The 23,451-nt window shown below is 69.4% G+C and carries 19 protein-coding genes and 1 pseudogene; 5 read left to right on the top strand and 15 right to left on the bottom strand.

Annotated features, from left to right (window positions below):
• Entirely contained in the window at positions 1-1,179 is a 1,179-nt protein-coding gene (locus ABZX75_RS04410; RefSeq protein ID WP_355407675.1) for an epoxide hydrolase family protein, read from the bottom strand.
• 132 nt (positions 1,180-1,311) lie between these two features.
• Here ABZX75_RS04410 and ABZX75_RS04405 point away from each other — a divergent pair, with 132 nt between their 5' ends.
• A complete protein-coding gene (locus tag ABZX75_RS04405) occupies positions 1,312-2,601 on the top strand; it encodes a HAMP domain-containing sensor histidine kinase (protein WP_355407673.1) in 1,290 nt (429 codons plus the stop codon).
• A gap of 15 nt (positions 2,602-2,616) precedes the next feature.
• On the opposite strand, the gene ABZX75_RS04400 is transcribed toward ABZX75_RS04405, so the two are convergent.
• The 9 genes from ABZX75_RS04400 to ABZX75_RS04360 all read right to left on the bottom strand — a co-directional run bounded on the left by ABZX75_RS04400 (position 2,617) and on the right by ABZX75_RS04360 (position 14,630).
• The gene (locus ABZX75_RS04400; RefSeq protein WP_355407671.1) at positions 2,617-4,086 is read right to left on the bottom strand and encodes a family 43 glycosylhydrolase; all 1,470 of its coding nucleotides are present in this window, start codon (positions 4,084-4,086) and stop codon (positions 2,617-2,619) included.
• Positions 4,087-4,180: 94 nt separating this feature from the next.
• Positions 4,181-5,599 (bottom strand): family 43 glycosylhydrolase, encoded by a 1,419-nt coding sequence (locus ABZX75_RS04395; protein ID WP_355407946.1) that lies wholly within the window; start codon positions 5,597-5,599, stop codon positions 4,181-4,183.
• 87 nt (positions 5,600-5,686) lie between these two features.
• A complete protein-coding gene (araA, locus tag ABZX75_RS04390; protein ID WP_355407669.1) occupies positions 5,687-7,192 on the bottom strand; it encodes an L-arabinose isomerase in 1,506 nt (501 codons plus the stop codon).
• An 11-nt stretch (positions 7,193-7,203) separates the two neighbouring features.
• Positions 7,204-7,875, bottom strand: a complete 672-nt coding sequence (locus ABZX75_RS04385; RefSeq protein ID WP_355407668.1) for an L-ribulose-5-phosphate 4-epimerase — start codon at positions 7,873-7,875, stop codon at positions 7,204-7,206.
• A 3-nt stretch (positions 7,876-7,878) separates the two neighbouring features.
• Complete coding sequence (locus tag ABZX75_RS04380; RefSeq protein WP_355407666.1) at positions 7,879-9,573, bottom strand: ribulokinase; 1,695 nt, start codon at positions 9,571-9,573, stop codon at positions 7,879-7,881.
• A 151-nt stretch (positions 9,574-9,724) separates the two neighbouring features.
• Positions 9,725-10,798: a galactofuranose ABC transporter, permease protein YjfF gene (gene yjfF / locus ABZX75_RS04375; protein ID WP_355407664.1), complete on the bottom strand. Its 1,074-nt coding sequence runs from the start codon at positions 10,796-10,798 to the stop codon at positions 9,725-9,727.
• Positions 10,795-11,844 carry an ABC transporter permease gene (locus ABZX75_RS04370; protein WP_355407662.1) on the bottom strand — a complete coding sequence of 350 codons (1,050 nt, stop codon included), beginning with the start codon at positions 11,842-11,844 and terminating at the stop codon, positions 10,795-10,797. Before ABZX75_RS04370 ends, yjfF begins: the two co-directional genes overlap by 4 nt.
• The gene (locus tag ABZX75_RS04365) at positions 11,841-13,418 is read right to left on the bottom strand and encodes a sugar ABC transporter ATP-binding protein (RefSeq protein WP_355407660.1); all 1,578 of its coding nucleotides are present in this window, start codon (positions 13,416-13,418) and stop codon (positions 11,841-11,843) included. The genes ABZX75_RS04370 and ABZX75_RS04365 overlap by 4 nt, the downstream gene beginning before the upstream one ends.
• Before the next feature lie 231 nt (positions 13,419-13,649).
• On the bottom strand, positions 13,650-14,630 hold the full coding sequence (locus tag ABZX75_RS04360) for an ABC transporter substrate-binding protein (protein ID WP_355407658.1): 981 nt from the start codon (positions 14,628-14,630) through the stop codon (positions 13,650-13,652).
• A 220-nt stretch (positions 14,631-14,850) separates the two neighbouring features.
• On the opposite strand from ABZX75_RS04360, the gene ABZX75_RS04355 reads away from it, so the two are divergent.
• Positions 14,851-15,900 (top strand): LacI family DNA-binding transcriptional regulator, encoded by a 1,050-nt coding sequence (locus ABZX75_RS04355; RefSeq protein ID WP_355407656.1) that lies wholly within the window; start codon positions 14,851-14,853, stop codon positions 15,898-15,900.
• A gap of 54 nt (positions 15,901-15,954) precedes the next feature.
• On the opposite strand, the pseudogene ABZX75_RS04350 reads toward ABZX75_RS04355, so the two are convergent.
• Positions 15,955-17,341, bottom strand: a pseudogene (locus tag ABZX75_RS04350) (NF041680 family putative transposase).
• A 345-nt stretch (positions 17,342-17,686) separates the two neighbouring features.
• Between ABZX75_RS04350 and ABZX75_RS04345 the strand changes: the two are divergent.
• Both ABZX75_RS04345 and ABZX75_RS04340 read left to right on the top strand, forming a co-directional pair.
• Positions 17,687-18,580: an NAD(P)-binding domain-containing protein gene (locus ABZX75_RS04345; protein ID WP_355407654.1), complete on the top strand. Its 894-nt coding sequence runs from the start codon at positions 17,687-17,689 to the stop codon at positions 18,578-18,580.
• Between the two features lie 146 nt (positions 18,581-18,726).
• A complete protein-coding gene (locus ABZX75_RS04340; RefSeq protein ID WP_355407652.1) occupies positions 18,727-19,080 on the top strand; it encodes a VOC family protein in 354 nt (117 codons plus the stop codon).
• On the opposite strand, the gene ABZX75_RS04335 is transcribed toward ABZX75_RS04340, so the two are convergent.
• The 4 genes from ABZX75_RS04335 to ABZX75_RS04320 all read right to left on the bottom strand — a co-directional run bounded on the left by ABZX75_RS04335 (position 19,074) and on the right by ABZX75_RS04320 (position 21,338).
• Positions 19,074-20,138, bottom strand: a complete 1,065-nt coding sequence (locus ABZX75_RS04335) for a LacI family DNA-binding transcriptional regulator (protein ID WP_355407650.1) — start codon at positions 20,136-20,138, stop codon at positions 19,074-19,076. The genes ABZX75_RS04340 and ABZX75_RS04335 overlap by 7 nt on opposite strands.
• Before the next feature lie 197 nt (positions 20,139-20,335).
• Positions 20,336-20,536 (bottom strand): hypothetical protein, encoded by a 201-nt coding sequence (locus ABZX75_RS04330; RefSeq protein ID WP_355407648.1) that lies wholly within the window; start codon positions 20,534-20,536, stop codon positions 20,336-20,338.
• A 78-nt stretch (positions 20,537-20,614) separates the two neighbouring features.
• Positions 20,615-21,019, bottom strand: coding sequence for a ChaB family protein (locus ABZX75_RS04325; protein WP_355407646.1), 405 nt, complete (start codon positions 21,017-21,019; stop codon positions 20,615-20,617).
• Positions 21,020-21,134: 115 nt separating this feature from the next.
• Positions 21,135-21,338, bottom strand: coding sequence for a cold-shock protein (locus ABZX75_RS04320; protein ID WP_355407644.1), 204 nt, complete (start codon positions 21,336-21,338; stop codon positions 21,135-21,137).
• Positions 21,339-21,762: 424 nt separating this feature from the next.
• Between ABZX75_RS04320 and ABZX75_RS04315 the strand changes: the two genes are divergently transcribed.
• The gene (locus ABZX75_RS04315) at positions 21,763-23,388 is read left to right on the top strand and encodes a phospholipase D family protein (protein WP_355407642.1); all 1,626 of its coding nucleotides are present in this window, start codon (positions 21,763-21,765) and stop codon (positions 23,386-23,388) included.
• The last annotated feature ends 63 nt before the right edge of the window (positions 23,389-23,451 follow it).

The following is a 23,451-nucleotide window of genomic DNA, read 5'->3' as shown; positions in this document are numbered from 1 at the left end:
TCACCCGCTGCGGACCTGCCGGAAGAACGCCCGGACGTCCCCCACCAGCAGCTCCGGCACCTCCATGGCGGGGAAGTGCCCGCCGCGGTCGTACGAGGTCCAGCGCACGATGGAGTCGGTGCGCGCGGCGATGTGCCGGAGGGGGATGAAGTTGTCCCGGGGGAAGTCCGCGAGGGCGGTCGGCGTCCGCGACACCTCGGGCGGCTGCCCCGCGTAGTCGGCGTGCGCCCGCTCGTAGTAGATCCGGGCGGCGCTGCCGACCGTACCGGTCAGCCAGTAGAGCATCACATTGGTCAGCATCTGGTCCCGGTCCACGGGGCAGCGCGGATCCGCCCACTCGGTGAACTTCTCCGCGATCCAGGCGAGCAGCCCGACGGGTGAGTCGTTCAGCCCGTACGCGAGGGTCTGCGGCCGGGTCGCCTGGATGTCGGCGTAGCCCTGGCGCTCGCGGGCCCAGGTCCGGTACCGCTCCCAGGAGGCCACCGTCCGCTCCCGCTCGGCCGGGCTCAGCGCGGCCAGCTCCTGAGGCAGCGGCTCTTCGGTGGCTCCGCCGCCGGGTAGCAGGTTGAGGTGCACGCCGATCACATGGCCGGGCCGTAGCCGCCCCAGCTCGCGGGAGATCGCCGCACCCCAGTCGCCGCCCTGGACCCCGTACGCCTCGTACCCGAGGCGCTCCATCAGCACTCCGAAGGCCCGCGCGACCCTCTTGAACTCCCAACCGGTCTCCGTCGTCGGCCCGGACAGTCCGAAGCCGGGGATGCTCGGCAGCACCAGGTGGAAGGCGTCGGCCGGATCCCCGCCGTGCGCCCGCGGATCGGTCAGCGGGCCCGCGACCCGCTGGAACTCGACGAAGGAACCGGGCCAGCCATGGGTCATCAGCAGCGGCACGGCGTCCGGCTCCGGCGAGCGCAGGTGCGCGAAGTGCACCCGTGCCCCGTCGATGGTCGTGGTGAACTGCGGCCAGGAGTTCAGCCGCGCCTCGGCCTCCCGCCAGTCGTACTCCTCGCGCCAGTACTCCACGAGCTCACGCGTCTGACCGAGCGGAATCCCGTACGCCCACCCCACCCCCGGCAGCTCATCGGGCCACCGCACCCGCCTCAGCCGCTCGCCGAGATCGTCCAACTCCCGCCGCGGCACGTCGAGCCGGAACTCCCGCAGCCCTTCATCAAGATCGTTCATGGGCCGCCATGGTATGCCGGGGCCGCCCGCGTACGGGTCGTGCCCGGTCCCCCGTTCACGGCCGACGGGCCTGCCCTCGACTCGGGCACCCCGTCCGGTCGGGCCCGGAGGGGCATACCGTAGAACTTGCGTATGCGTGTACGAATAGGTTTGCGTTTCAAGATCGGGATGACGATCGCCGCGACGGCCGCGGTATCGGCGACGCTGACCGGTGCCTTCGTTCCGCAGATCATCCAGGACGACCGCCGCGCCAGCGTCTTCGCGGAGTATCAGGAGGCCGTAGGGCAGTACCGGGCGTCCGGAGGCCGGACAACGGCCGGGCTCGAAGTCGGCCCGGCCGAGGTGCCGCAGCCCCTGCGCGGCCATCCGGTGCCCGGCGGGGAAGGGTCCGCCATGCTGATGGACGCGGACTTCGGCTCCGTCACCTATCTGGAAGAGGAGGAGACGGGAACCACCGTCTGGGCTGCCGGACGCGGTGACGACGGCCGGCTCCTGACGCTCCGCCGGCATTTCCCCCAGACCCTCTTCGAGGACCTGGAGCGGACCACCCGTATCGCTGCCGGAATCGGCGCGCTCGGAGCGAGCGTCGTAGGTGTCGCCTTGGCCGCCTCGATGGTCCGCCGGCTGCGGCGGTCCGCCCGCCAGGCCAGCCGGATCAAGGACGGTGACCTGCAAGCTCGCCTTCCGCATCGCGGGTGGGACGAGATCGCCCAGCTCGCCGCAGCCGTCAACGCGATGGCGGAAGCCCTCGCCGCCCGGATCGAAGCCGAGCGCGCCGTCACGGCGAACATCGCGCACGAGCTGCGGACCCCGGTCGCGGGACTCCTGGCTGCCACGGGCCTCCTCACGGGAGACGACCGCCCCACCGAGATGGTGCGCGAGAGCTCCCTACGGCTGCGGGACCTGATGGAGGACGTCCTGGAGGTGTCCCGGATCGACAACGGGGGCGAGCGGGCCGAGCTGAGGGAGGTGGAACTCGCGGACGTGGCATGGCGCGTGGTCGCGGGCGTACGGGCCGACCGGCAGGCGGAGCTGACCGTGGAGGTCGTCCACGGCACCGTGCAGGAGACGGACCCGCGCCGCCTCGAACGCATTCTCACCAACCTGGTCACCAACGCGCTGCGGCACGGCGCGGAGCCGGTGGTGGTGGAGGTCGAAGGCCCCGAACTGCGGGTGCGTGACGGCGGCCCCGGTTTCCCGCCCGAGCTGATCGCCCACGGTCCCCAGCGGTTCCGCACCGGCGGCAAGGGCGGTCTCGGCCTCGGCCTGGTCATCGCCACCGGGCAGGCCGGAGTGATCGGAGCGCGCTTGAGCTGGCACAACCCGCCGGAGGGCGGCGCCGTCGCCACCGTCACGGTCGGCGAGGGCCCGGTCCGGCCGGGTCCGGCCCCCGATCAGGCCGGGCCTCACGGCCCGGCCTGATCGACGGGACCTGCCCTAAGCGACGGCCCACTGCTGGGCGTTGTTGCCGCTACAGGTCCATTGGCGTACTTCCGCACCCGGCGCGGTGCGCCATTCGTAGTCGTCCAGGCAGAGGCCGCTGTGCCGGTTGACGAGTGTGGAGTAGCCGTCCCCCGCCCGGTCGAGCCGCCACTGCTGGACCGCCGCGCCGTTGCAGGTCCACTGCTGGACCCGGGATCCGGGCGCGGTCGCCCAGTCCCGGTTGTCCAGGCACAAGCCGCTGTGGCCGTTGCTGATCTGGTAGTACCCGTCACCCGAGGGCGTCAGGTACCAGTCCTGGACCGGTGCGTCACCGCACGTCCATTGCCGTACTTCCGCACCCGGCGCGGTGCGCCATTCGTAGTCGTCCAGGCACAGGCCGCTGTGCCGGTTGCGGAGGGCCACCGGCGCTGCCGGACCGCCTGTCTCGCCCGCCGGCCCCTGGAGAACCGTCGAGGTCGAAACCGGGACACCGAGGTTCGGAGTGCCGTCCGCGTTCCAGGAGATCTTCTGGACCCGCGTCGTGCGCGTGGTGCCGCAGCCCTGGGCCGACGAGGAGTTCGCGTGGTAGGCGATCCAGGTCTCGCTGCCGTCCGGGGAGGAGAAGAACGAGTGGTGTCCCGGCCCGAACACTCCGGCGGCGTCATTGCGCTGGAAGATCGGGGCGGAATGCTTGAACCACGCGGCGGCGGCGAGGGGGTTGCCACCCCGGTACTCCAGCATGCCCAGCTTGTAGTCGGGGCCGTTGCAGTGGCTGGCGGAGTAGGTCAGGAAGGTGCGGCCGTTGCGCTGCAGAACGAACGCTCCCTCGTTGACGGCTCCCCCCTGCCGCTCCCACGCGAGGAGCGGGGCCGAGATGCGCGTTCCGTGAGCGCCGGCCGTCCACGGATTGGACATCGGCGCCAAGTAGAGCGACTGGAGACCGTCGTCCGGAGAGATCGCGGAGAAGGTCATGTAGAGGGCGCCGTTGAGCCTCAGCAGACTCGCGTCGATCGCCCATCCGTCGTTGGGCATGAGGTGGATGATGCCCCGGTCGGTGTACGGGCCGAGAGGATCGGATCCGGAGCTTTGCAGGACGTGCGTACGGCGAGCGGCGCAACACTGCTCAACCGAGTAGTACACGTACCAGCGGTCGCCGACCATCTCGAGGTGGGGCGCCCACATCTGCGTCCCGCCGCTGCGGAAGATCACCTGCTCCGGGGCACTGCGGAGGCCGGCGATGGTCGAAGAACGGCGCATGACGACGTCGGACGACCACGTGGTCGCGACGTAGTAGTAGAAGCCGTGGTGATGGACCAGCGTGGGGTCGGCGCTGTTCGGTACGCCGACCACGGGGTTGGTGAACGAGGGACCGGGCGCCGCCTCGGCCGGGGCGGGGCTGCTCAGGTTCATTCCCAGTGCCGTGATGAAGGCGATGACGAGCAGCAGGGCTCGCCTCGCCGTCCCTTGTCGATGGGCGGACAGCACATCCACTCCTCACATGTGTTGGACCGTACGAGCTGTGACGTGCCGGTTCGTGCGTCTCTCACGTGCGCCGTCCGCCGTCCCTCCGGGACGGCGGTCACTGCTGGTGGTACGTGGCGTCCTGGGTCGCGACCGCGCCGCCGACGCCCTGCACGTAGAGCAGGAAGCCGAAGTGCCGGAGGTACTGCCCGGGCGAGGTGTACGACTCGTAGGAGACGCCGGCCGGGTCGGCGAGGCCGGGCCGCTGGTAGAAGGCGGCGCTGTTCTTGAAGGCGGTGGTGCCGTCGTTCCTCTCGACCCAGACCTCGCCGTTCCTGCTGCGCAGGTAGTGGCCGGGGAAGTTGGCGGACTCCAGCGAGACGGTGCCGCTGCCGGCGAGCCCGGTCACGGTGCGGAACTGCGAGTCGGCGAGGTTGGTGACGCCCGCTTCCAGCTTCCCGCGGTACTCCCGGTGCCGGATGTAGTGGTCGGGGTAGTTGAAGGAGGACAGGCGCTTGGGCGTGGCGCCGTCGGCGACGGGGATGCCGAAGTTCGGTGTGCCGTCGGTGTTCCAGTAGAGCTTCTGCACGCGGGTGCGGCGGTTGGGGTCGTTCAGCGGGTCACCGGTGATGTCCTTGTAGTTGCGGTCGTGGTAGACGAGGACGTCGCTCCTGCCGTCCTCGGAGGTGGTGAAGGAGTTGTGGCCCGGACCGTACTGGCCGGTGGCGGTGTCGCTGGTGAAGACCGGGGTCGGGCTCTTCTTCCAGGACGCGGGGTCGAGCAGGTTCGCGGTGGCGGAGGCGGTGAGCAGGCCGAGGCAGTAGTTGCTGTCGGTCGCGGACGCCGAGTAGCTCATGAAGACCTTGCCGCCGCGCTGGATCACGGCCGGGCCCTCGTTGACCTTGTAGCCGACGGTCTCCCAGTGGTATGTGGGCACGGTCAGGCGGACCGGAGTGCCGGTGATGGTCCAGGGGTTGGCCAGTCTGGCGATGTAGACGTTGGAGTTGGTGTCGATCGCCGGGTCCTTCTGCGCCCAGCTGAGGTAGCGGACGCCGTTCACCACGAAGGTCGTGGCGTCCAACGCGAAGCTGTCCATCGGGGTGGCGATCCGGCCCTTCTCGGTCCAGCCGCCGGTCAGGGGGTTGGCGGCGGAGCTTTCGAGGGCGTACATCCGGATCTTCCAGACATCGTCGGCCCGTCCGGCGGCGAAGTAGACGTACCACTTGCCGTTGAGGAAGTGGATCTCCGGGGCCCAGATGTGCGCGCCCATGTCGCCGGTGGCGTGCTTCGTCCAGATCACCGTCTCGGGGGCGCTGGACAGGCCCTGGAGGGTGGTGGCCCGGCGCAGGACGATGCGGTCGTACTCGGGGGCGGTGGCGGTGAAGTAGTAGTAGCCGTCGGTGTGCTTGAAGATGTGCGGATCGGCTCGCTGGTTCACGAGGGGGTTGGTGTACGAGACTGCGGGCGAGGGGGGCCCGGCGGCCTGGGCCGGCGCGGGCGGCAGCAGAGCCGCCACCAGGGCGGCTCCGGCGGCCAGAGCGCCCGAGAGCTTGCGGATTCTCAAGGTGGTGCTCCTTCTCGTGGGTGGGGGTTGAGGGGAACGTCCACCGCCGGACCGTTCAGGTCACAGGCCCCGTGCCACGCGGTGATAGGCCTGGTTCCAACGGAGCTCCTGGGTGAACCGGCGGATCGTGGTGTCCGCGTCGATCACCAGCAGTTCGGTGCCGAGGATGTCCGCGAGGTCACCCAGTTCTTCGGCGCCGACCGCACTCGACAGCACCGTGTGGTGGGGGGCTCCGGCGGTCAGCCACGCTTCGGTGGAGGTGCGCAGGTCGGGACGGGGCTGCCAGACCGCGCGGGCCACCGGCAGGTTCGGCAGCGGCTCGACGGGCTCCACCACGTCGATCTCGTTGGCGACCAGACGGAAGCGGTCTCCCAGGTCGGCGAGTCCGACCACCACGGCCGGGCCGGTGTGCGCGTCGAAGACGAGACGGACCGGGTCCTCGCGGCCGCCGATGCCCAGCGGATGGATCTCGCAGGACGGCACACCCGCCGAGATGGTCGGGCAGACCTCGAGCATGTGAGCGCCCAGGATCAGTTCCCGCCCGGGCTCCAGGTGGTAGGTGTAGTCCTCCATGAAGGAGGTGCCCCCGGGCAGCCCGGCGGACATCACCTTGAGGGTGCGCAGCAGGACCGAGGTCTTCCAGTCGCCCTCGCCGCCGAAGCCGTAGCCGTCGGCCATGAGGCGCTGGACCGCGAGGCCGGGAAGCTGGCGCAGCCCGCCGAGGTCCTCGAAGTTCGTGGTGAAGGCGTGGAAGCCGCCGTCGGTGAGGAAGCGGCGCATCCCGAGTTCGATGCGTGCGGCGTAGCGCAGTGAGGCGTGCCGGGCGCCGCCGGCCCGCAGTTCTGTGGCGACCCGGTAGGTCTCCTCGTACTCCGTGGCCAGTTCGGTGATGTCGGCATCGGCGATGTCCTCCACCCTCTCGACGAGGTCGTTCACGCCGTAGGTGTTGACGGAGACCCCGAAGCGGAGTTGCGCTTCGACCTTGTCTCCCTCGGTGACGGCGACATCGCGCATGTTGTCGCCGAAGCGGGCCAACTTGAGGCCGCTCAGCTCGGCCCGGCCTGCGGCGGCCCTGCTCCAGGAGGCGATGCGGGCGGTCACGGACGGGTCGGTGACGTGTCCGGCGACCGTTTTGCGGGCTACGCCCAGGCGGGACTGGATGTACCCGAACTCGCGGTCCCCGTGAGCGGCTTGGTTGAGGTTCATGAAGTCCATGTCGATGGACGACCAGGGGAGCGCGACATTGGCCTGGGTGTGGAGGTGGAGCAGGGGCTTTCGCAGCGCGTCGAGGCCGGCGATCCACATCTTGGCCGGGGAGAAGGTGTGCATCCAGGTGATCAGGCCGATGCACGCGTCGTCGGAGTTGGCGTCCAGGCAGATGCGCCGGATCGCGTCGGCCTCGGTCAGAACGGGCTTCCAGACGATGCGGACGGGAAGGCCCGTGTCGTCGTCGAGCGCGCCGGCTATCCGTCGTGACTGCTCGGCCACCTGGCACAGCGTGTCCTCGCCGTACAGGTCCTGACTGCCCGTCAGGAACCAGATCTCACGTCCCTCGAGTGACGTCATGGGGAGCTCCTTCATCGGGCGGCGCGCGGCTGGCCGTACACGTTCCGGTAGCGGTGGTTGAGGCGGTCGATGTCGCCCTGCGCGATCGGCAGCGGCTCCCCGAGCTGACGGGAGATGTGGACGGTACGGGCGACGTCCTCGCACATCACGGCTGCCTTGACGGCTGCCTCGGCGTCCTCGCCGACGGTGAAGACGCCGTGGCTCTTCATCAGCACGGCGGGAGACCGGTGCCCTCGCAGCGTCTCCACGATTCCGCGGCCGATCGAGTCGTCACCGATCAGCGCGAAGGGGCCGACGGGGATCTCGGCACCGAATTCGTCCGCCATGGCGGTCAGCACGCAGGGCACTGCCTCGCCGCGCGCGGCCCAGGCGCTGGCATAGGTGGAGTGGGTGTGCACCACACCGCCGACCTCGGGCATGTGGCGGTAGACGTAGGCGTGTGCGGCGGTGTCGGAGGAGGGCGAGTGATCGCCTTCCACCACCTTTCCGTCCAGGTCGCAGAGAATCATGTTCTGGGGGGAGAGCTCGTCGTACGCGATTCCGCTCGGCTTGATCACCATGAGCTCCTCGCCCGGCAGGCGGGCCGATACGTTGCCGGCCGTCCAGACGACGAGCTGGTAGCGGACCAGCTCCCGGTGCAGCTCGCTGACCTGGCGGCGCAGCAGATCGATGGGGGACGTCATGGGTCAGACCTCGCTGTCGTGGGCGGTCAGGGCGTGGTTGCGGATGGCTCTGAGCCGGTGCATCTGCCGGTCGCAGCCGGTGCCGAAGTGGTCGTGCAGGGCCCGGTACTCGGCGTAGAGCGCGTCGTAGACCGCGGCACGGGCCGGGTCCGGCCGGTACACGGCCCGGTCGACCCGGCCCATGGCCGAGGCGGCGGTGCGCACATCGGGGTAGGCGCCGGCGGCGACCGCCGCGTGGATGGCGGAGCCGAGTGCCGGGCCCTGGTCGGAGACCGCGAGCGAGACGGGGCGTCGCAGCACATCGGCGTAGATCTGCATCAGCAGGGCGTTCTTCTTCAGTCCGCCGGTGACGATGAACTCATCGACGGGGACGCCGCCCCGCTCCAGGGCCTCGACGATGGTGCGGGTGCCGAAGGCGGTGGCTTCCAGCAGCGCCCGGTAGACCTCTTCGGGGCGGGTGGCCAGGGTGAGGCCGACGATCACACCGGAGAGATGGTGGTCGACCAGCGTCGAGCGGTTGCCGTTCATCCAGTCGAGGGCGATCAGCCCGTGTCCTCCGACCGGCTGGTCGGCGACTTTGCGGGTCAGCAGCTGATGCAGATCCTCGCCCTGGGCGTCCGCCTCCGCCTGGTACTCCCGGGGGACGCCCTGCTTCAGCCACCAGCCGAAGATGTCACCGACGGCGCTCTGCCCCGCTTCGTAGCCGTAGGCCCCCTCGACGATGCCTCCGTCCACTACCCCGCAGACGCCGGGTACGTCGGCCAGTGCGGCGCCGTTGACGACGTGGCAGGTGGACGTGCCCATGACGGCGAGGAGACGGCCGTTCTCGACTGCCTGCGCGGCGGCGGCCGCCACGTGGGCGTCGACGTTCCCGGCCGCGACCGCGATGCCCTCCGGCAGTCGGGTCCAGGCGGCGGCTTCGGCCGTCAGCGCACCGGCCCGGGAGCCGAGGGGCGCGAGCGGGTACTCCAGGCGGGTACGGGCGAAATCGGCGAAGTCGGGGTGCAGCGCGCCGAGGTAGTCCTCGCTCGGGTAACGGCCGTCCTGGTGGATGCCCTTGTATCCGGCGGTGCAGGCATTGCGGGACTCGGATCCGGTCAGCTGCCAGACGATCCAGTCGGCGGCCTCGATCCAGCGGTCGATGGCGGCGTAGGTCACCGGATCCTCCTCCAGGACCTGCAGCGCCTTGGCGTACTGCCATTCGGCGGAGATCTTGCCCCCGTACCGGGAGATCCACTTCTCGGCCCGCGAGTGGGCGAGCCGGTTGATCCGGTCCGCCTGGCCCTGGGCGGCGTGGTGCTTCCAGAGCTTGGGCCAGGCGTGCGGACGCTCTCCCAGTCCGCTCTCGGCGAGCGGGGTGCCGTCGCTGCGGACGGGCAGGACGGTGCAGGCGGTGAAGTCGGTGGCGATACCGATGACGGCCGCCGGGTCGATGCCGGCGGCGGTGACGGCGGCGGGGACCGCGGTGCGCAGTACCTCACGCCAGTCCTCGGGGTGCTGCAGGGCCCAGTCGGGCGGCAACCGCGCGCCGGTGGTGGGCAGTACGCGTTCGATGACGCCGTGAGGGTACTCGTGGACTGCGGAGCCGACCTCCTCACCGTCCCGTACGCGGACCACCACGGCCCGGCCGGACAGCGTGCCGAAGTCGATACCGACGACGTAGGACTCCTGGCCCGGGGTGGGAGGGGTCACGGTCACTTTCACATCCTTGAATACGAGGCTGGGTGCCGGTCGTCGGCCGTGGAACGGTCCGCGTCCCCGCGAGCCCGGCTCCTTGCGGGATCGTGCCGACCGGATGACCGGACACCCGGTGCCGGGGATCGCGACGAGTTCGGCCGGTGGTCCGGGTTCAGGTCTGGCGGCGGCCGGTGATGAGGCGCTGGAGCAGGATGAAGACGAAGAGCAGTCCGCCGATGACGATGCGGGTCCACCAGGAGCTGAGGGTGCCCTGGAAGTTGATGACGGTCTGGATGAGTCCGAGGACCATCACGCCGAGGGCGCTGCCCAGGACGAAGCCGGAGCCGCCGGTGAGGAGAGTGCCGCCGACGACGGTTGCGGCGATGGCGTCGAGTTCGAGGCCGACGCCGTGCAGCCCGTAGCCGGAGAGCATGTAGAAGGTGAGGAGTACGCCGCCGAGCGCGGAGCAGAAGCCGCTGATCGCGTAGACGGCGATCTTCGTACGGGCCACCGGCAGGCCCATCAGGAGCGCTGACTGCTCGCTGCCGCCGAGGGCATAGACGTTCCGGCCGAGCCGGGTGCGGTGCAGGACCAAGAAGGCGACGAGCAGAACCAGCAGGGCGATGACGACGCTGGGTGAGACGAAGAGGCCGCCCGGCAGCGACAGTCGGGTCTGGGCGATCGCGACGAAGGTGGGGTCGGTGATGGAGATCGACTCGGTGCTGATGGTGTAGCAGAGCCCGCGCGCGAGGAACATTCCGGCGAGGGTGACGATGAAGGGCTGGATGTCGAAGGTGTGGATGATCCAGCCCATCAGGGTGCCGGATGCCGTGCCGATCGTGAGGACCAGCGGGATGACGAGCAGCGGCGGCCAGTCGTGCTGTTCGACGAGCCAGGCGGCGACCATGGTGGAGAGAGCGAGCATCGCTCCGACGGAGAGGTCGATGCCGCCGGTGAGGATGACGAAGGTCATGCCGACGGCGATGACGAGCAGGAACGCGTTGTCGATGAGCAGGTTGACCAGGACCTGCCCGGAGAAGAAGCCTTCGTACCGGGCCGAGCCGACGGCGAACATGATCACCAGCAGGGCGGCGGTCACGAGCAGCGGGACGAATGCCCCGTTGCGGCGGAAGGTGTCAGTCAGGGTGCTGGTGCTGCTGCTAGTACTGGTGCTGGTGCTACCGCTGGTGTTGGTGCTACTGCTGGTGCTGGTGCTACTGCTGGTGCTACTGCTGGTGCTGCTCATGCGCCGACCTCGTGCTTCTCAGCGTTCTCTGTGCGACCGGGGTTCAGTGACGGGCGGGACGGCCGCCGCCGGATACCTGCCTTGGCCCGGAAGGCGGACGACTGGACGAGGCATACCGCGATGACGACCAGAGCCTTGAAGACCAGGGTCGTCTCGGGGGGAATGCCCATCGAGTACACCGTGGTGGAGAGCGTCTGGATGATCAGGGCGCCTAGCACGGTGCCGCCGAGGGAGAAACGGCCTCCGGTCAGCGCGGCGCCGCCGATGACGACGGCGAGGATGGCGTCGAGCTCGATCCACAGGCCGGCGTTGTTCCCGTCGGCGCTGGAGACATTGGAGCTGATCATGAGGCCGGCGACCGCGGCGCACAGGGCGCTGAACACGTAGACGAGCATGAGCAGGCCCGTGGCGCGGATTCCGACGAGCCTGCTGGCCGTGGGATTGCCTCCGACCGACTCGATGAGCAGGCCGAGTGCGGTGCGGCGGGTCAGGAGGCCGGTGAGAATGACCAGCAGGGCGGCGAGGATCACGGCGAAGGGGACCGTCAGCCAGTAGCCGCCGCCGATGACCTTGTAGGGAGCGCTGGAGACGGTGATGATCTGGCCGTCGGTGATCAGCTGGGCGACGCCGCGTCCGGCGACCATCAGGATGAGGGTCGCGATGATCGGCTGGACATCCAGCTTGGCGACGAGGATGCCGTTGATCAGGCCGAGCACAACGGCCACGGCCAGCGACATGCCGACGGCCTCCAGCACCGTCGACAGCGCGCCCGGCCGCGCGGATGTGACGATGTGTTCGCAGGCCAGCGCGCCGGAGATGGCCACGGTGGAGCCGACCGACAGATCGATGCCGCGGGTGGCGATGACGAGGGACATGCCCAGGGCGACCAGCACCAGCGGTGCGCCGAACTGAAGGATGTCGATCAGGCTGCCGTAGAGGTGGCCCTCCTTGACCCGGATGGTGAAGAAGTCGTGGTGGAAGGCGAGGTTGGCCAGCAGGAGGGCGAGCAGGACAGCGCCGGGCCAGAAGAGGCGGTGCTTGGTCATTTCTGGGCTCCGGTGGCGATGGTGGCCATGATGCGTTCCGGTGTGAGGGTGCCGTCGTTGGTCAGGGTCGCCACCAGGTGGTGGTCCCGGAGGACGCCGACGCGGTGGCTGAGCCGCAGGACCTCTTCCAGCTCCGCGGAGATGAAGAGCACCGCCATGCCCTCGCCGGACAGTCGCTGGACGAGTTTCTGGATCTCCGCCTTGGCGCCGATGTCGATGCCGCGGGTGGGCTCGTCGAGGATCAGCAGGCGGGGATCGGTCAGCAGCCACCGCGCGAGGAGTACTTTCTGCTGGTTGCCGCCACTGAGGTTGCGGATCTGCGTCTCCGGGTCGGCGGGTCGGATGTCCAGCGCGGAGATCCAGTGTCCGGCGAGCTCGTCCTGCTTGCTCCGGGACAGGGGCCGGGCCCAGCCACGGGCTGCCTGCAAGGCCAGAACGAGGTTCTCGCGTACCGTCAGTTCCCCGATCAGCCCCTCGGCCTTGCGGTTCTCCGAGCAGAAGGCGATCTTGTGCGCGATGGCCGCCCGGGGGGTGCGCAGGGCGGCCGACGCACCGTTGACGGTGATGGTGCCCGCGTCGCTCTGGTCGGCGCCGAACAGCAGCCGGGCGGCTTCGGTGCGTCCCGAACCGAGCAGGCCGGCCAGTCCGACGACTTCCCCGACGTGGATGTCCAGGTCGAAGGGTGCGACGGAGCCACGGCGCGCCACTGCCTCGGCACGCAGGAAGGGCTCGCTGGCCGCGGCTTCGGCGGCTTCGGCCCGGGAGGCGTCGGACAGCACGTCGAGTTCGGCCAGTGCGCCTCCGATCATGCGCTGGACCAGTTGTACGCGGGTGAGGTCGCCGATCGCGTACTCCCCCTCCAGCCGTCCGTTGCGCAGGATGGTCACGCGGTCGCAGATGTCGTAGACCTGGTCGAGGAAGTGGGTGACGAAGAGAATCGCCACGCCCTTGTCCCTCAGTCGGCGCATCACGGTGAACAGCTGCTCGACCTCGTCGCGGTCGAGGCTGGAGGTGGGCTCGTCGAGGATGAGCACCTTCGCGGAGATGTCCACGGCGCGCACGATCGCCACCAGCTGCTGAACGGCCAGGGAGCAAGTGCTCAGCGGGGCACTGACGTCGATGTCGAGGTCGAGGTCGAGGTCGCGCACCAGCTCCCGGGCGCGGCTGCGCAGTTGCGGCCAGTGGATCAGGCCGAAGCGGCGCGGCTCGCGGCCGATGAGGATGTTCTCCGCCACCGAGAGATTGGGGCAGAGGTTGACCTCTTGGTAAACGGTGCTGATGCCGGTCTGCTGAGCCTGGAGGGGGCTGGAGATGTGGACGTCTTCGTCGGCGAGCGTCACGGTGCCGCCGTCGGACGGATGGACCCCTGTCAGGACCTTGATGAGCGTCGACTTCCCCGCACCGTTCTCGCCCATCAGGGCGTGCACTTCCCCGGGGAAGAGGCGCAGGTCGACTCCGTCGAGGGCGACGACGCCGGGGAACTCCTTCCGTACTCCTCGTAGTTCGAGGACGGGGCGCCGGTCCGCGCCGGTCTCACCGGTCCAGGACCTGTCAGGGGTGGGAGGGCCTGCCATCTGCCCGTCCTCTCGTGTCGGGAGCCGGGGGCACCGTCGGCACAGCGGTACCCCCGTACGTCATGGGTTGGTGCGGTGGTGCGTGGTGCGATCCGGGCGGTGGTGCGATCGTGCGGTGGTGCGGTTCGGGCACGTGGTGGGGGCTTTCACCCCTCGGCTCCGCTCCCCGCCGCCTGCTGTCCCGGCGCCCTGCCGTCTGCCGTCAGAGCCCGCGGCGGGCGCTCGCGGTGATCAGTACGTACGGCTGGGGAGGGCGGCCGCGGCCTGGTCCTGGGTGAACACTCCCTCGGTGACCTTCAGTCGGGGCGGGACGGACTCGCCCTGGGAGACCTTCTTGGCGAGCTCCATCAGCTGGTCGCCGAGCATGGGGTTGCATTCGACGACGACGTTGATCTTGCCGTCGGCCATGGCCTGGAAGGCGTCCTTGATGCCGTCCACCGAGATGATCTTGATATCGGTGCCGGGCTTCTTGCCGGCCTCCTCGATGGCCTGGATCGCGCCGAGCGCCATGTCGTCGTTGTGCGCGTACAGGACGTCGATGTCGGGCTGCGACTTCAGGAAGGCCTGCATCACTTCCTTGCCCTTGGCGCGGGTGAAGTCGCCGGTCTGCGAGGCCACGACCTTGAACTTCGGATCGCCCTTGATGACATCCGCGAAGCCCGCCTTGCGGTCGTTGGCGGGGGCGGAGCCGGTGGTTCCCTGAAGTTCGACGATGTTCACCGTCTCGCTCTTGCCGTTGTACTCCTTGGCCAGCCAGTCACCGGCCTTCCTTCCCTCCTCGACGAAGTCGGAGCCGAGGAAGGTGGTGTAGAGAGAGGTGTCCTTCGAGTCGACGGCGCGGTCGGTCAGGATGACCGGGATCTTGGCGTTCTTGGCCTCCTTCAGCACGGTGTCCCAGCCGGACTCGACCACCGGCGAGAAGGCGATGACGTCGACCTTCTGCTGAATGAAGGAACGGATGGCCTTGATCTGGTTCTCCTGCTTCTGCTGCGCATCGGAGAACTTCAGGGTGACCTGGGCCGCCTTGGCCGCGTCCTGCACCGACTTGGTGTTGGCGGTGCGCCAGCCGCTCTCCGCGCCGACCTGGGCGAAGCCGAGGACCAGAGGGCCGTCGGCCCCGCCGGCGGAGTCGGTGGAGCCGGCGGAGCAGGCGGTCAGCAGGGACGTGGCAAGAAGTCCGGCGGCGACGGTGGGGACAACCTTCTTGGGCATGTGCGGTTCCTCTCGTGCTTCGTGCGGTGGCGACGACCGCTGGAGCAGTGTGAGCGCTAACACTCCTCACATTCAAGGCTCTTGCCGCACGTTATGGATTCTTTACTAGCCAGCGGCGAGGCAAAATGATCGCGCTAACATGAGTGGTGCCTGGCCGGCTCTCATGCACCGTGGTCCCCCTCACCAGCGTGTGCCCCCCCCCTTTGCCTATCCGCAGGAGATGCCCGTGCGTCAGTCCGCTGTGGACCGGCCCCCGACGATGGCGGACGTCGCCCGGGTGGCGGGCGTATCGCACCAGACCGTGTCCCGCGTCCTGAGCGGCCACCCCAACGTGCGGGAGACGACGCGGGCCGAGGTGCAACGGGCCATAGGCGAGCTGGGTTACCGCCGCAACTCCGCGGCCCGCGCCCTCGCCAGCCGCCGCACGCGCACCCTCGGCGTCATCGCCGTCAACACCGCCTTCTACGGGCCGGCCAGTACGCTCTGCGGGCTGGAGGAGGCAGCGCGCGAACAGGGGTACCTGGTGTCCGCCGTCAGCCTGCGCACCATCGACGAAGAAGCACTCACGCGGGCCATCGCTCATCTGGGCGAGTGGGGCGTGGAAGGTGTCGTGGTGATCACCTCCCAGCGGCAGGCCGTGGAGGCGCTGATCGAACTGTCCACCCCCTTCCCCGTGGTCACGGTCGAGGGCGGGCACCACCTGGCCTTCCCCGGGGTGGCCCTCGATCAGCACCTGGGAGCCCGGCTCGTGACGGAGCACCTGCTGGCCGCCGGTCACAAGACGGTGTGGCATGTCGCCGGCCCCCAGGACTGGCTGGAGGCCGAGGCACGCACCGCGGGCTGGCGGGCCGCACTCGAAGACGCGGGCGTGCCCGTCCCCCCTGTCCTCGTGGGGGACTGGAGCCCCCTCTCCGGATTCCGTATCGGGCAGCAGTTGGCCGGCAGAGCGGGCAGGCACAGCGGCCCGGACCCGGAACTCAGCGCCGTGTTCGTCGCCAACGACCAGATGGCGCTGGGCGTGCTGCGCGCGCTGGGCGAGACCGGCCTGCGCACCCCGGCGGACGTGGCGGTCGCCGGCTTCGACGACATCCCCGAAGCGGAGTTCTTCCCGCCGCCGCTCACCACGGTCCGGCAGGACTTCGTCGCGATCGGTCGCGCCAGCATAGGACTGCTGATCGACAGCATCGAGGGATGCCCGGTGCGGGACACTCACCTGACCGTGGCTCCGCAGCTCATCGTCCGCGCCAGCACGGCCCGCCCGGGCCCGTGACGGTCCGCCGAGGCCGAGCGCGCGACGGCGGCAGTACGCGAAGGATTCAGCTTGTCATTTATCCAGTTCGACGCGGTTTCGTGCCCCCTTGTGGTGGGCGGGACGGCTGAACGCCTCCCCGGTGGCAAGGACTCTGCCCACGTCATGACAGGTGGTCGGGCGGCGGTTCTTCGAACCAAGTGGCCGACCGGGCCCGGGCCGGGACGGTTTCGGTGCACCGGCTGGGGAACCGGTCTTCGCATGCAGGTCTGAACCCTCTGCGGACGCGGGCTGGTGTCAGTTTGTTCGGCGCGGCCGGCTTCTCCCAGGGGCGCCGCAGGTCCGTGGCCAGCGGTCGGGCGAGTCGGAGCTGGGCATAGGCGGCGATCACCAGCCAGGTCCACCGGTCGGCCGCTTCCGCGCTGCGAAGCCGGGGCTTGGTCCAGCCGAGCGTCTGCTTGAACAGGCGGAACGTGTGCTCCACGTCGAAGCGACGCAGGAACGACTGCCAGCAGCGGTCCACGTCGTCGGGGGTGGCGCCGGTGCCCGACCACCACAGCCATACCGGCTTGTTGACCCCGCCACTGGGCAGCTTCTCCACGACCAGCCGGACGACGGTGCCCGCGATGATGGGCAGCGGCCCGTCGTGGTCAAGCCAGGCCGCCCGGCGGGTCAACCTGCGGTGCAGCCGGTCCCACGCCTGGGCAGTCGCCTTCCCATAGAGTCGGGTCTCCGTGGTCGTCACGGCCTGCTCGGTGCCCCAGGTGTCGGGGTCGCCGAAGACGAACTCGCCGCCGTGCTTGGGTGGCCGGCCTCCCTTGGGGTCGTAGACCCGTAGTGGTGTCGGCCGTCGCATCACGCGGTCGGATCGGAGTCGGCCGAGGATCTCGACGGGTAGTCCGGACAGCAGGTGGGCGATGCGCGGGGCGTCGTATCCGGCGTCCAGCACGACCAGGACTTCCGGGTCACCCGGCTTCCACTGGCCGGCGGCGACCAGCCGCTCGACCACTTCGCGGATCTGGACGGTGGTCACCGCGGCGACATCGGCGCCGGGCTCCAGGCGGACGGCGTCCAGCACCGCCGTCTAGGAGGTGCGGCCGGTCTCCAGCGCGGCCACCACCGAGTACGGCCAGCCGGGCACCATCTGGTGCTTGCCTTCACCCCGGCCGAATGTGTGGCAAAAGGCCCGGTCAGCACAGGTGTTGGCGTCCGGCCGCAGCCACGGCGAGACATCTACCGCCAGCACCAGCCGGCCGTCCGCCGCCCTCGGCAGCGGCATCCCGGACAGGGCGCGACGCAGTCGGGCAACATCGATCTTGCCTCGGTTGAGCCCGCCGTACAGAGCTCCGTGGCCGCGGCGGTGTTCGGGCGCGAGCGCGAGATCGACCAGCGTGCGTACCGGCCCGTCCGTGCACAACAGCGCGTCGCATAACTCGAACAACGCGTCGCCCCGCGCGGTCATGCACGCGTACAGCTCCGACCGGAAGTGTGACACTTCCGCGAACGCATCCGGCAGGACGCTCTGATGCACCAAACTCACGACCACGGCCTTCGTGTTGTTCCCATGCCTCTGTGACGGTGCACAGGATCAGACGAAGGCCGCCTACGTGTCCGCTGAACTGCGAAAACGCCGATCAAGTTCGAGCCCCGTTCGACGCCGGACCAATCAAGCCCCCGCCGGTGAGCGCACGGCCTGAGATCCCCCTTGACCTCAACTTCGGTTCAGGTTCTAGCGTGACGTTTCGCGCAGCACCAGTGGCGGCCCTGGATGGGCTGGACCACTGCAACCGGGGAGAGAGCGACTTTGATGAACACTGCCTCAAAACGAACCGATGCCCAGCTGGCCGTGACCGTGATCGGTTTGGGCGAGATGGGCTTCGCACTCGCCGGCACATTCCTGGATGGCGGGCACCCGACCACGGTGTGGAACCGTACGCCGGAGAAGGCCGACCCTCTGGTCGCTAGGGGGGCTGAGCGGTCCGCAACTGTCCGCGACGCCGTTGCCGCCAGTCCTCTTGTAGTGGTCAGTGTGAAGGGCAACGCGACGGCCCGCGCGATTCTGGAATCGTCGCGCGACGCGCTTTCCGGCCGCTCCGTGCTCAACCTCACGGATGGGACATCCGCAGAGGCCAGGGCCGTGGCCGAGTGGGTCAGGGACCAGGGCGCGCAGTATCTCCATGGGCAGATCATGACGATCGCTCCGGGCATCGGGGGAGCGGAGACGGTGATTTTCTATGGCGGTTCCGACACCGTGTTCAACCACTTTCGTCCAACGCTCCAGCTCATCGGTGGCCGGGGAACGCTGATCTCGGCCGACGCTGGCGTGCCGGCCCTGTACGGAATGGCCGTGCACGGCACTATGTGGGGCACGCTCAACGGATTCCTACACGCGGCCGCTCTGCTGTCCAGCGAGGGCATCGAGGTGAAGCGGTTCCTGGACGACGCCGGCCCGTCTGTTGCGGCACTACTGGCGTCCTTCCCGGTGATCGCCGACGAGGTCGACCGTGGTGAGTACGTGACGCAATACGGAGCGCTCCAGCACCACCGGCCCTCGGTCGAGGACCTGGTCCGCGAGAGCGGGGCGCGGAACATCGACGTCGGATTCCCCGGCTACACCCTCGGCCTCGTGAACAAGGCCGTGGAAGACGGCCATGCCAATGACAGCTACTCGCGTCTGATCGAGCACTTCAGGAAGCATTGAGTACGGGTGGACGGCGCTGTCTGCTGAACGAAGGCGCTGTTGCTCCCAGTTGACGACATACGCGTGCTCACAGGACGCGGTTGCCGGTGGTTAAACGACAAGTTCAGTGCCTGTCGCTGAAGCCCTGGCAGGTTTAAGCTCGGCGGATGACCTTGGAATGGGAGCAGGTAGTTGTTGACTTGGTAGATCCGGTGGCTTTGGGGCAGTGGTGGGCTGCGGCTCTTGGTTGGGTTGTGGTCGACTCCTCTGCTGAGGAGTTCGAGATCCGCCCGGAGCCGGATCGCCTGCCCGGGTTGCTCTTCGGCAGGGTTGAGGGAAGCAAGACGGTGAAGAACCGACTGCATCTCGACTTGAGGCCCGATGATCAGGACGCCGAGGTGACTCGTCTTGTGGCTCATGGTGCACGGCGTGTTGATATTGGCCAGGGTGATCAACCTTGGGTTGTCTTGGCAGACCCCGAAGGTAACGAGTTCTGTGTCCTTGGCCAGCGACGTCACTGAGGCGACGACGAACCCGGCTGCCGAGCGGTGCTTGCGCGAACGATGAGCTCCGGTTGGACGGTGATGTGGGTGGCGTCGGTCGTTCGGCCCTCGATGTGCTCCAGCAGGAGGGCGATACTGCTGCGGCCGATCGCGGCGAAGTCCTGCCGGACGGTGGTGAGGGGCGGAGGGAAGAACGCAGCCTCCGGAATATCGTCGAACCCGGCCACCGCCACGTCGGCGGGCGTCTGGATGCCCGCTTCGCGCAGCGCTCGGAGCACACCGAGTGCCATTTGGTCGTTCGCCACGAATACCGCCGTCAGGCGGGCCGCTTCGCCCTTGGGGAGGGCCGCGGCGTGGCCCGCGAGTCGCTGGCCCGCGTGGTAGCCGGACAGAGGGCTCCAATCCCCCTGCAGGACCGCGGGAACCTCGGCTCCCGCCTCCCGCAGTACGCTCTCCCATCCCGCGATGCGTGCTTCGCTCTCCAGCCAGTCCCGGGGGCCGGCGACGTGCCATACGGTGCGGTGTCCCGTGGCGAGCAGATGCTCCGTCACCATGCGGGCTCCGAGCCTCTGGTCCAGGGAGACGCCGGGCAGATCGAGGTTCCGTCCGCCTTCCACCGTGACCACGGGGAAGGCGGTCCGCATGCTCGCGAGAGCCTGCCCCGCCTCGCGCTGCGAGGTGATGGCTATGACGCCTTCGACTCCCCACGCTCCGAGGTGGTCCATGGCCTGGGTGAGCGCGGCTCGCGTAGCGGTGCGGAGCGTGACGGTCGAGACGAGATAACCCTGGTCCCGGGCTGCTTCCTGGACTCCGGAAAGGATGCTCGCCGGCCCGTGGAGGGTGGTGTTGACGGCGATGACGCCCAGCGTGTGGGTACGACGGGTGACCAGGGCACGGGCCGCCGAGTTGCGGCGGTAACCCAGCTGCGCGATGGCTTGGTTGACCTGCGCACGAGTGGTTTCCCGCACGTTGGGGTGGTTGCTGAGCACACGCGACACGGTTTGGTGCGACACGCCCGCCACTCGCGCGACATCCGCCATGGTCGGCGCTCTCACGGCGTCAGAGGGCTGGGACAAGCCTCATCCTTCTTCCTTCCGTACGGCCTGGTGAGCTACGTGCCATACGGTACCTGCCGCCCCGGCCAGGGCGTCTGGCGCGCGGCTGCACCCACCGGCGGAGCTCGGGCCCGTGCGTGCGGGCCGCGTGGCGAACCGTTCCGCTTCGGCGGGAGGCGGAGGGCGAGCGGCGCGCGCACGTGCGCGCGTGCGGCAGATCAGCCCCGATGGAAGCGGTCCTCGCCGCGGTCGTAGGCTCCCTCCCACCCGGTCGGGGCCGTCTGCCGGGGCAGGGTCCGGCCTTCCCGGCGCCACTCGCGTTCCAAGGCGTCGTAGATCGGTGTGTCGCTCAAGGGCCGGTGCGGCGCGGGAAGCGTGTACCGGGTGGGAGCCTGCGGGGCGAACGTTGTCTCCTGCATGCTGGCCCAACGATTCTGCTGTTCGGCGCGTGGCGGCGCGTGACCGTTTCGTAAGCGAGACGCACGGCCGCAGCGGTGCTATCGGGAACGGGCTTCGCGTGTCCGGGAGCGGTTCTCCTTGCGGATCGCTTCCAGCAGCTCGGGCCTGCTCATTTTCGACCGGCCGCTGATCTCCAGGCGCTGGGCCAGCTCGTACAGGTGCTGCTTGGTCGCATTCTCGTCGACGCCTTCGCCACTACGGGCGGGCTTGTCCCGCGGCGTTGCGGCGCGCGGGTCCGAGGGGCCCTTGCGGCCGTGCTCCTTACGCTCCCAGTGGTCGGCGACCTTCTCATACTTGTGTTTGAGCGCGCTGAAGGCGACCCGATGGGCCCGCTCCCCCTCCCCGTACTGCTCCACGGCCGAATCATGGGCCTTGATCCACGTACGCTGCGCCTCCTCGGGCGAGCGCTCCAGCGTCGAGGGAAGTTCTTCCCGCCCTGGCATGTTCACCTCCGTTGCGGTGCGAGGCCGACAGTCCTCCCCACGGAAACGGCCGCCGCACTTCGCCTGCCGGCACCTCGGGGCGGTGCGGCCTGCGGAGCGCAGCGGTCGGGCGGGGTCAGGCGGGGGTGACGTTCTCCGCCTGCGGCCCCTTGGGACCCTGGACGACCTCGAACTGGACCTGCTGACCCTCGTTGAGTTCACGGAACCCGGTGGCGGCGATGGCCGAGTAGTGGACGAACACGTCCGGGCCGCCGCTGTCCTGTGAGATGAAGCCGAAGCCCTTCTCAGCGTTGAACCACTTCACTGTGCCGGTAGCCATCTGATCTGATCTCCTTGGTGCGGATACGGGCCACTGCCCGCGTCACTCACCCTGGCTTGTGGCGGCGGAGGTGCCCCGTCCTGCTCGACGCGGCACCCGCCACCGCAGCGGTGTGCGACGCCCACTGGGCGCCTTCCCCCAACCGAAAAACCCATGCACGCCTCTCCAGAACGGGCCTGCGTCGGCTTCCTCCGCCGTGCGGCGCGCCGCACGGCGCACGCGTTCACCGCATGTGGCGGGGCGGCTACGCCCGGTGGATCACCCGGAGTGCTCACGCGTGCTCGTGGGCGCGGACGGTCGGTGAACCGGGTGGACGCGGGCGGCGCCGGTGTCGCCATACGACAGGGCGTGCCCCTTCCTGGCCCTCTCCGGCCCGGATGAGGCGGCGCGAGCCGGGTAGACGCATCGCGGGAAGGACCGTGCCGTGAATCTCTCCGACTGGCTGCTCGTCTCCGCCGAACGCGGCAATACCGCAACGCGCCTGGACAGCCGCCACCCGGGCGGTGTGGCCTGGTCGCGGGGCAACGACGTGCGGGCCTTGATCCATGGCAGGACGTACTTCCGGGAACTGCTCGCCGCGATCCGCTCCCAGCGGGCAGGTGACCTGCTGCTGTTCACCGACTGGCGTGGTGACCCGCAGGAACGTCTCGACGGTGAGGGCACTGAGATCGGCACGCTCCTGTCCGAGGCGGCCGAGCGCGGCGTGATCGTCAAAGGGCTGATCTGGCGCTCCCACCTGGACCGCTTCCAGTTCAGCGAGGAGGAGAACCTCCACCTCGGTGAGGAGATCGAAGCGGCGGGCGGCGAGTGTCTGCTCGACATGCGGGTGCGCCCCGGGGGGTCCCACCACCAGAAGCTCGTCGTGCTGCGGCATCCCGGCCGGCCCGAGCGCGACGTCGCGTACGTCGGCGGCATCGATCTGTGCTACAGCCGCAAGGACGACGCCTCGCACCGCGGCGACCCGCAGTCGTTGCGCCTCGCCGACGCCTACGGAGCGCGTCCGGCGTGGCACGACGTCCAGCTCGCGATCCGCGGACCGGCCGTCGGCGACATCGAGGCCGGCTTCCGCGAGCGCTGGGACGACCCGTCGCCGCTCAGCCGCAGTCCGGTGACCCGCCTGCGGGAATTCTTGCACCGGGAGGACACGCACGCGGACCCCCTGCCGCCCCAGATGCCGGATCCGGAGCCCCGCGGTACGCACACCGTCCAGGTCCTGCGCACCTACCCGAACCGCCTCCTGCGCGGCTACGCCTTCGCTCCCGACGGCGAGCGGAGCATCGCGCGCAGCTACCTCAAGGCTTTGCGGCGGGCTCGGGTGCTCATCTATCTGGAGGACCAGTACCTGTGGTCTCCGCACGTCGTGGACTGCTTCGCCCGAGCGCTGGCCGCGAACCCCGCGCTGCGTCTGATCGCGGTCATCCCCTCCTTCCCCGAGCAGGACGGCCGGATCACGCTGCCGATGAACCTGGTGGGTCGGATCACGGCGCTCGACACGCTACGCCGCGCGGGCGGGGACCGGGTGGCGGTGTACGGGCTGGAGAACCACGCCGGCACCCCGGTGTACGTCCACGCCAAGGTGTGCGTGATCGACGACGTGTGGGTCTCGGCCGGCTCCGACAACATCAACCTCCGCTCCTGGACCCATGACTCGGAACTCAACTGCGCCGTGCTGGACGAGGCTTCCGACCCGCGCGAGCCGAGGGATCCCGGCGGTCGCGGAGACATGGCGCGCCGCTTCGCGAGGGAGCTGCGGCTGAGCCTCTCGCGCGAGCACCTCGACCGGGAGGACCCGCACGCCCCGCACGACCCCGACGCCCCCGACCCGCTCTGCGACCCGGTGAGCGCCTTCGACCTCTTCGCCGCGAGCGCGGCAGCGCTGGACTCCTGGCACGAGAACGGCCGACAGGGTCCGCGGCCGCCCGGGCGCCTTCGCACGTACCGCCCGCCGAACCTGTCACCGGTGGTGAAGACGCTCTCCATGCCCCTGTACCGCCTTCTCGTCGACCCGGACGGCCGACCGCTGAGGTTGCGGCGGCGCAACTCGTACTGAATGCCCTGCGGGCGCGGGGAAGCGCCGAGCCCCTGCCCGCGGCCGGCTGCGGCGGGCAGGGAC

Source organism: Streptomyces sp. NPDC003038 (genome assembly GCF_040611115.1).
In the GTDB taxonomy this organism is placed as follows: domain Bacteria; phylum Actinomycetota; class Actinomycetes; order Streptomycetales; family Streptomycetaceae; genus Streptomyces.
This window is presented reverse-complemented; position numbering and strand designations above follow the sequence as displayed.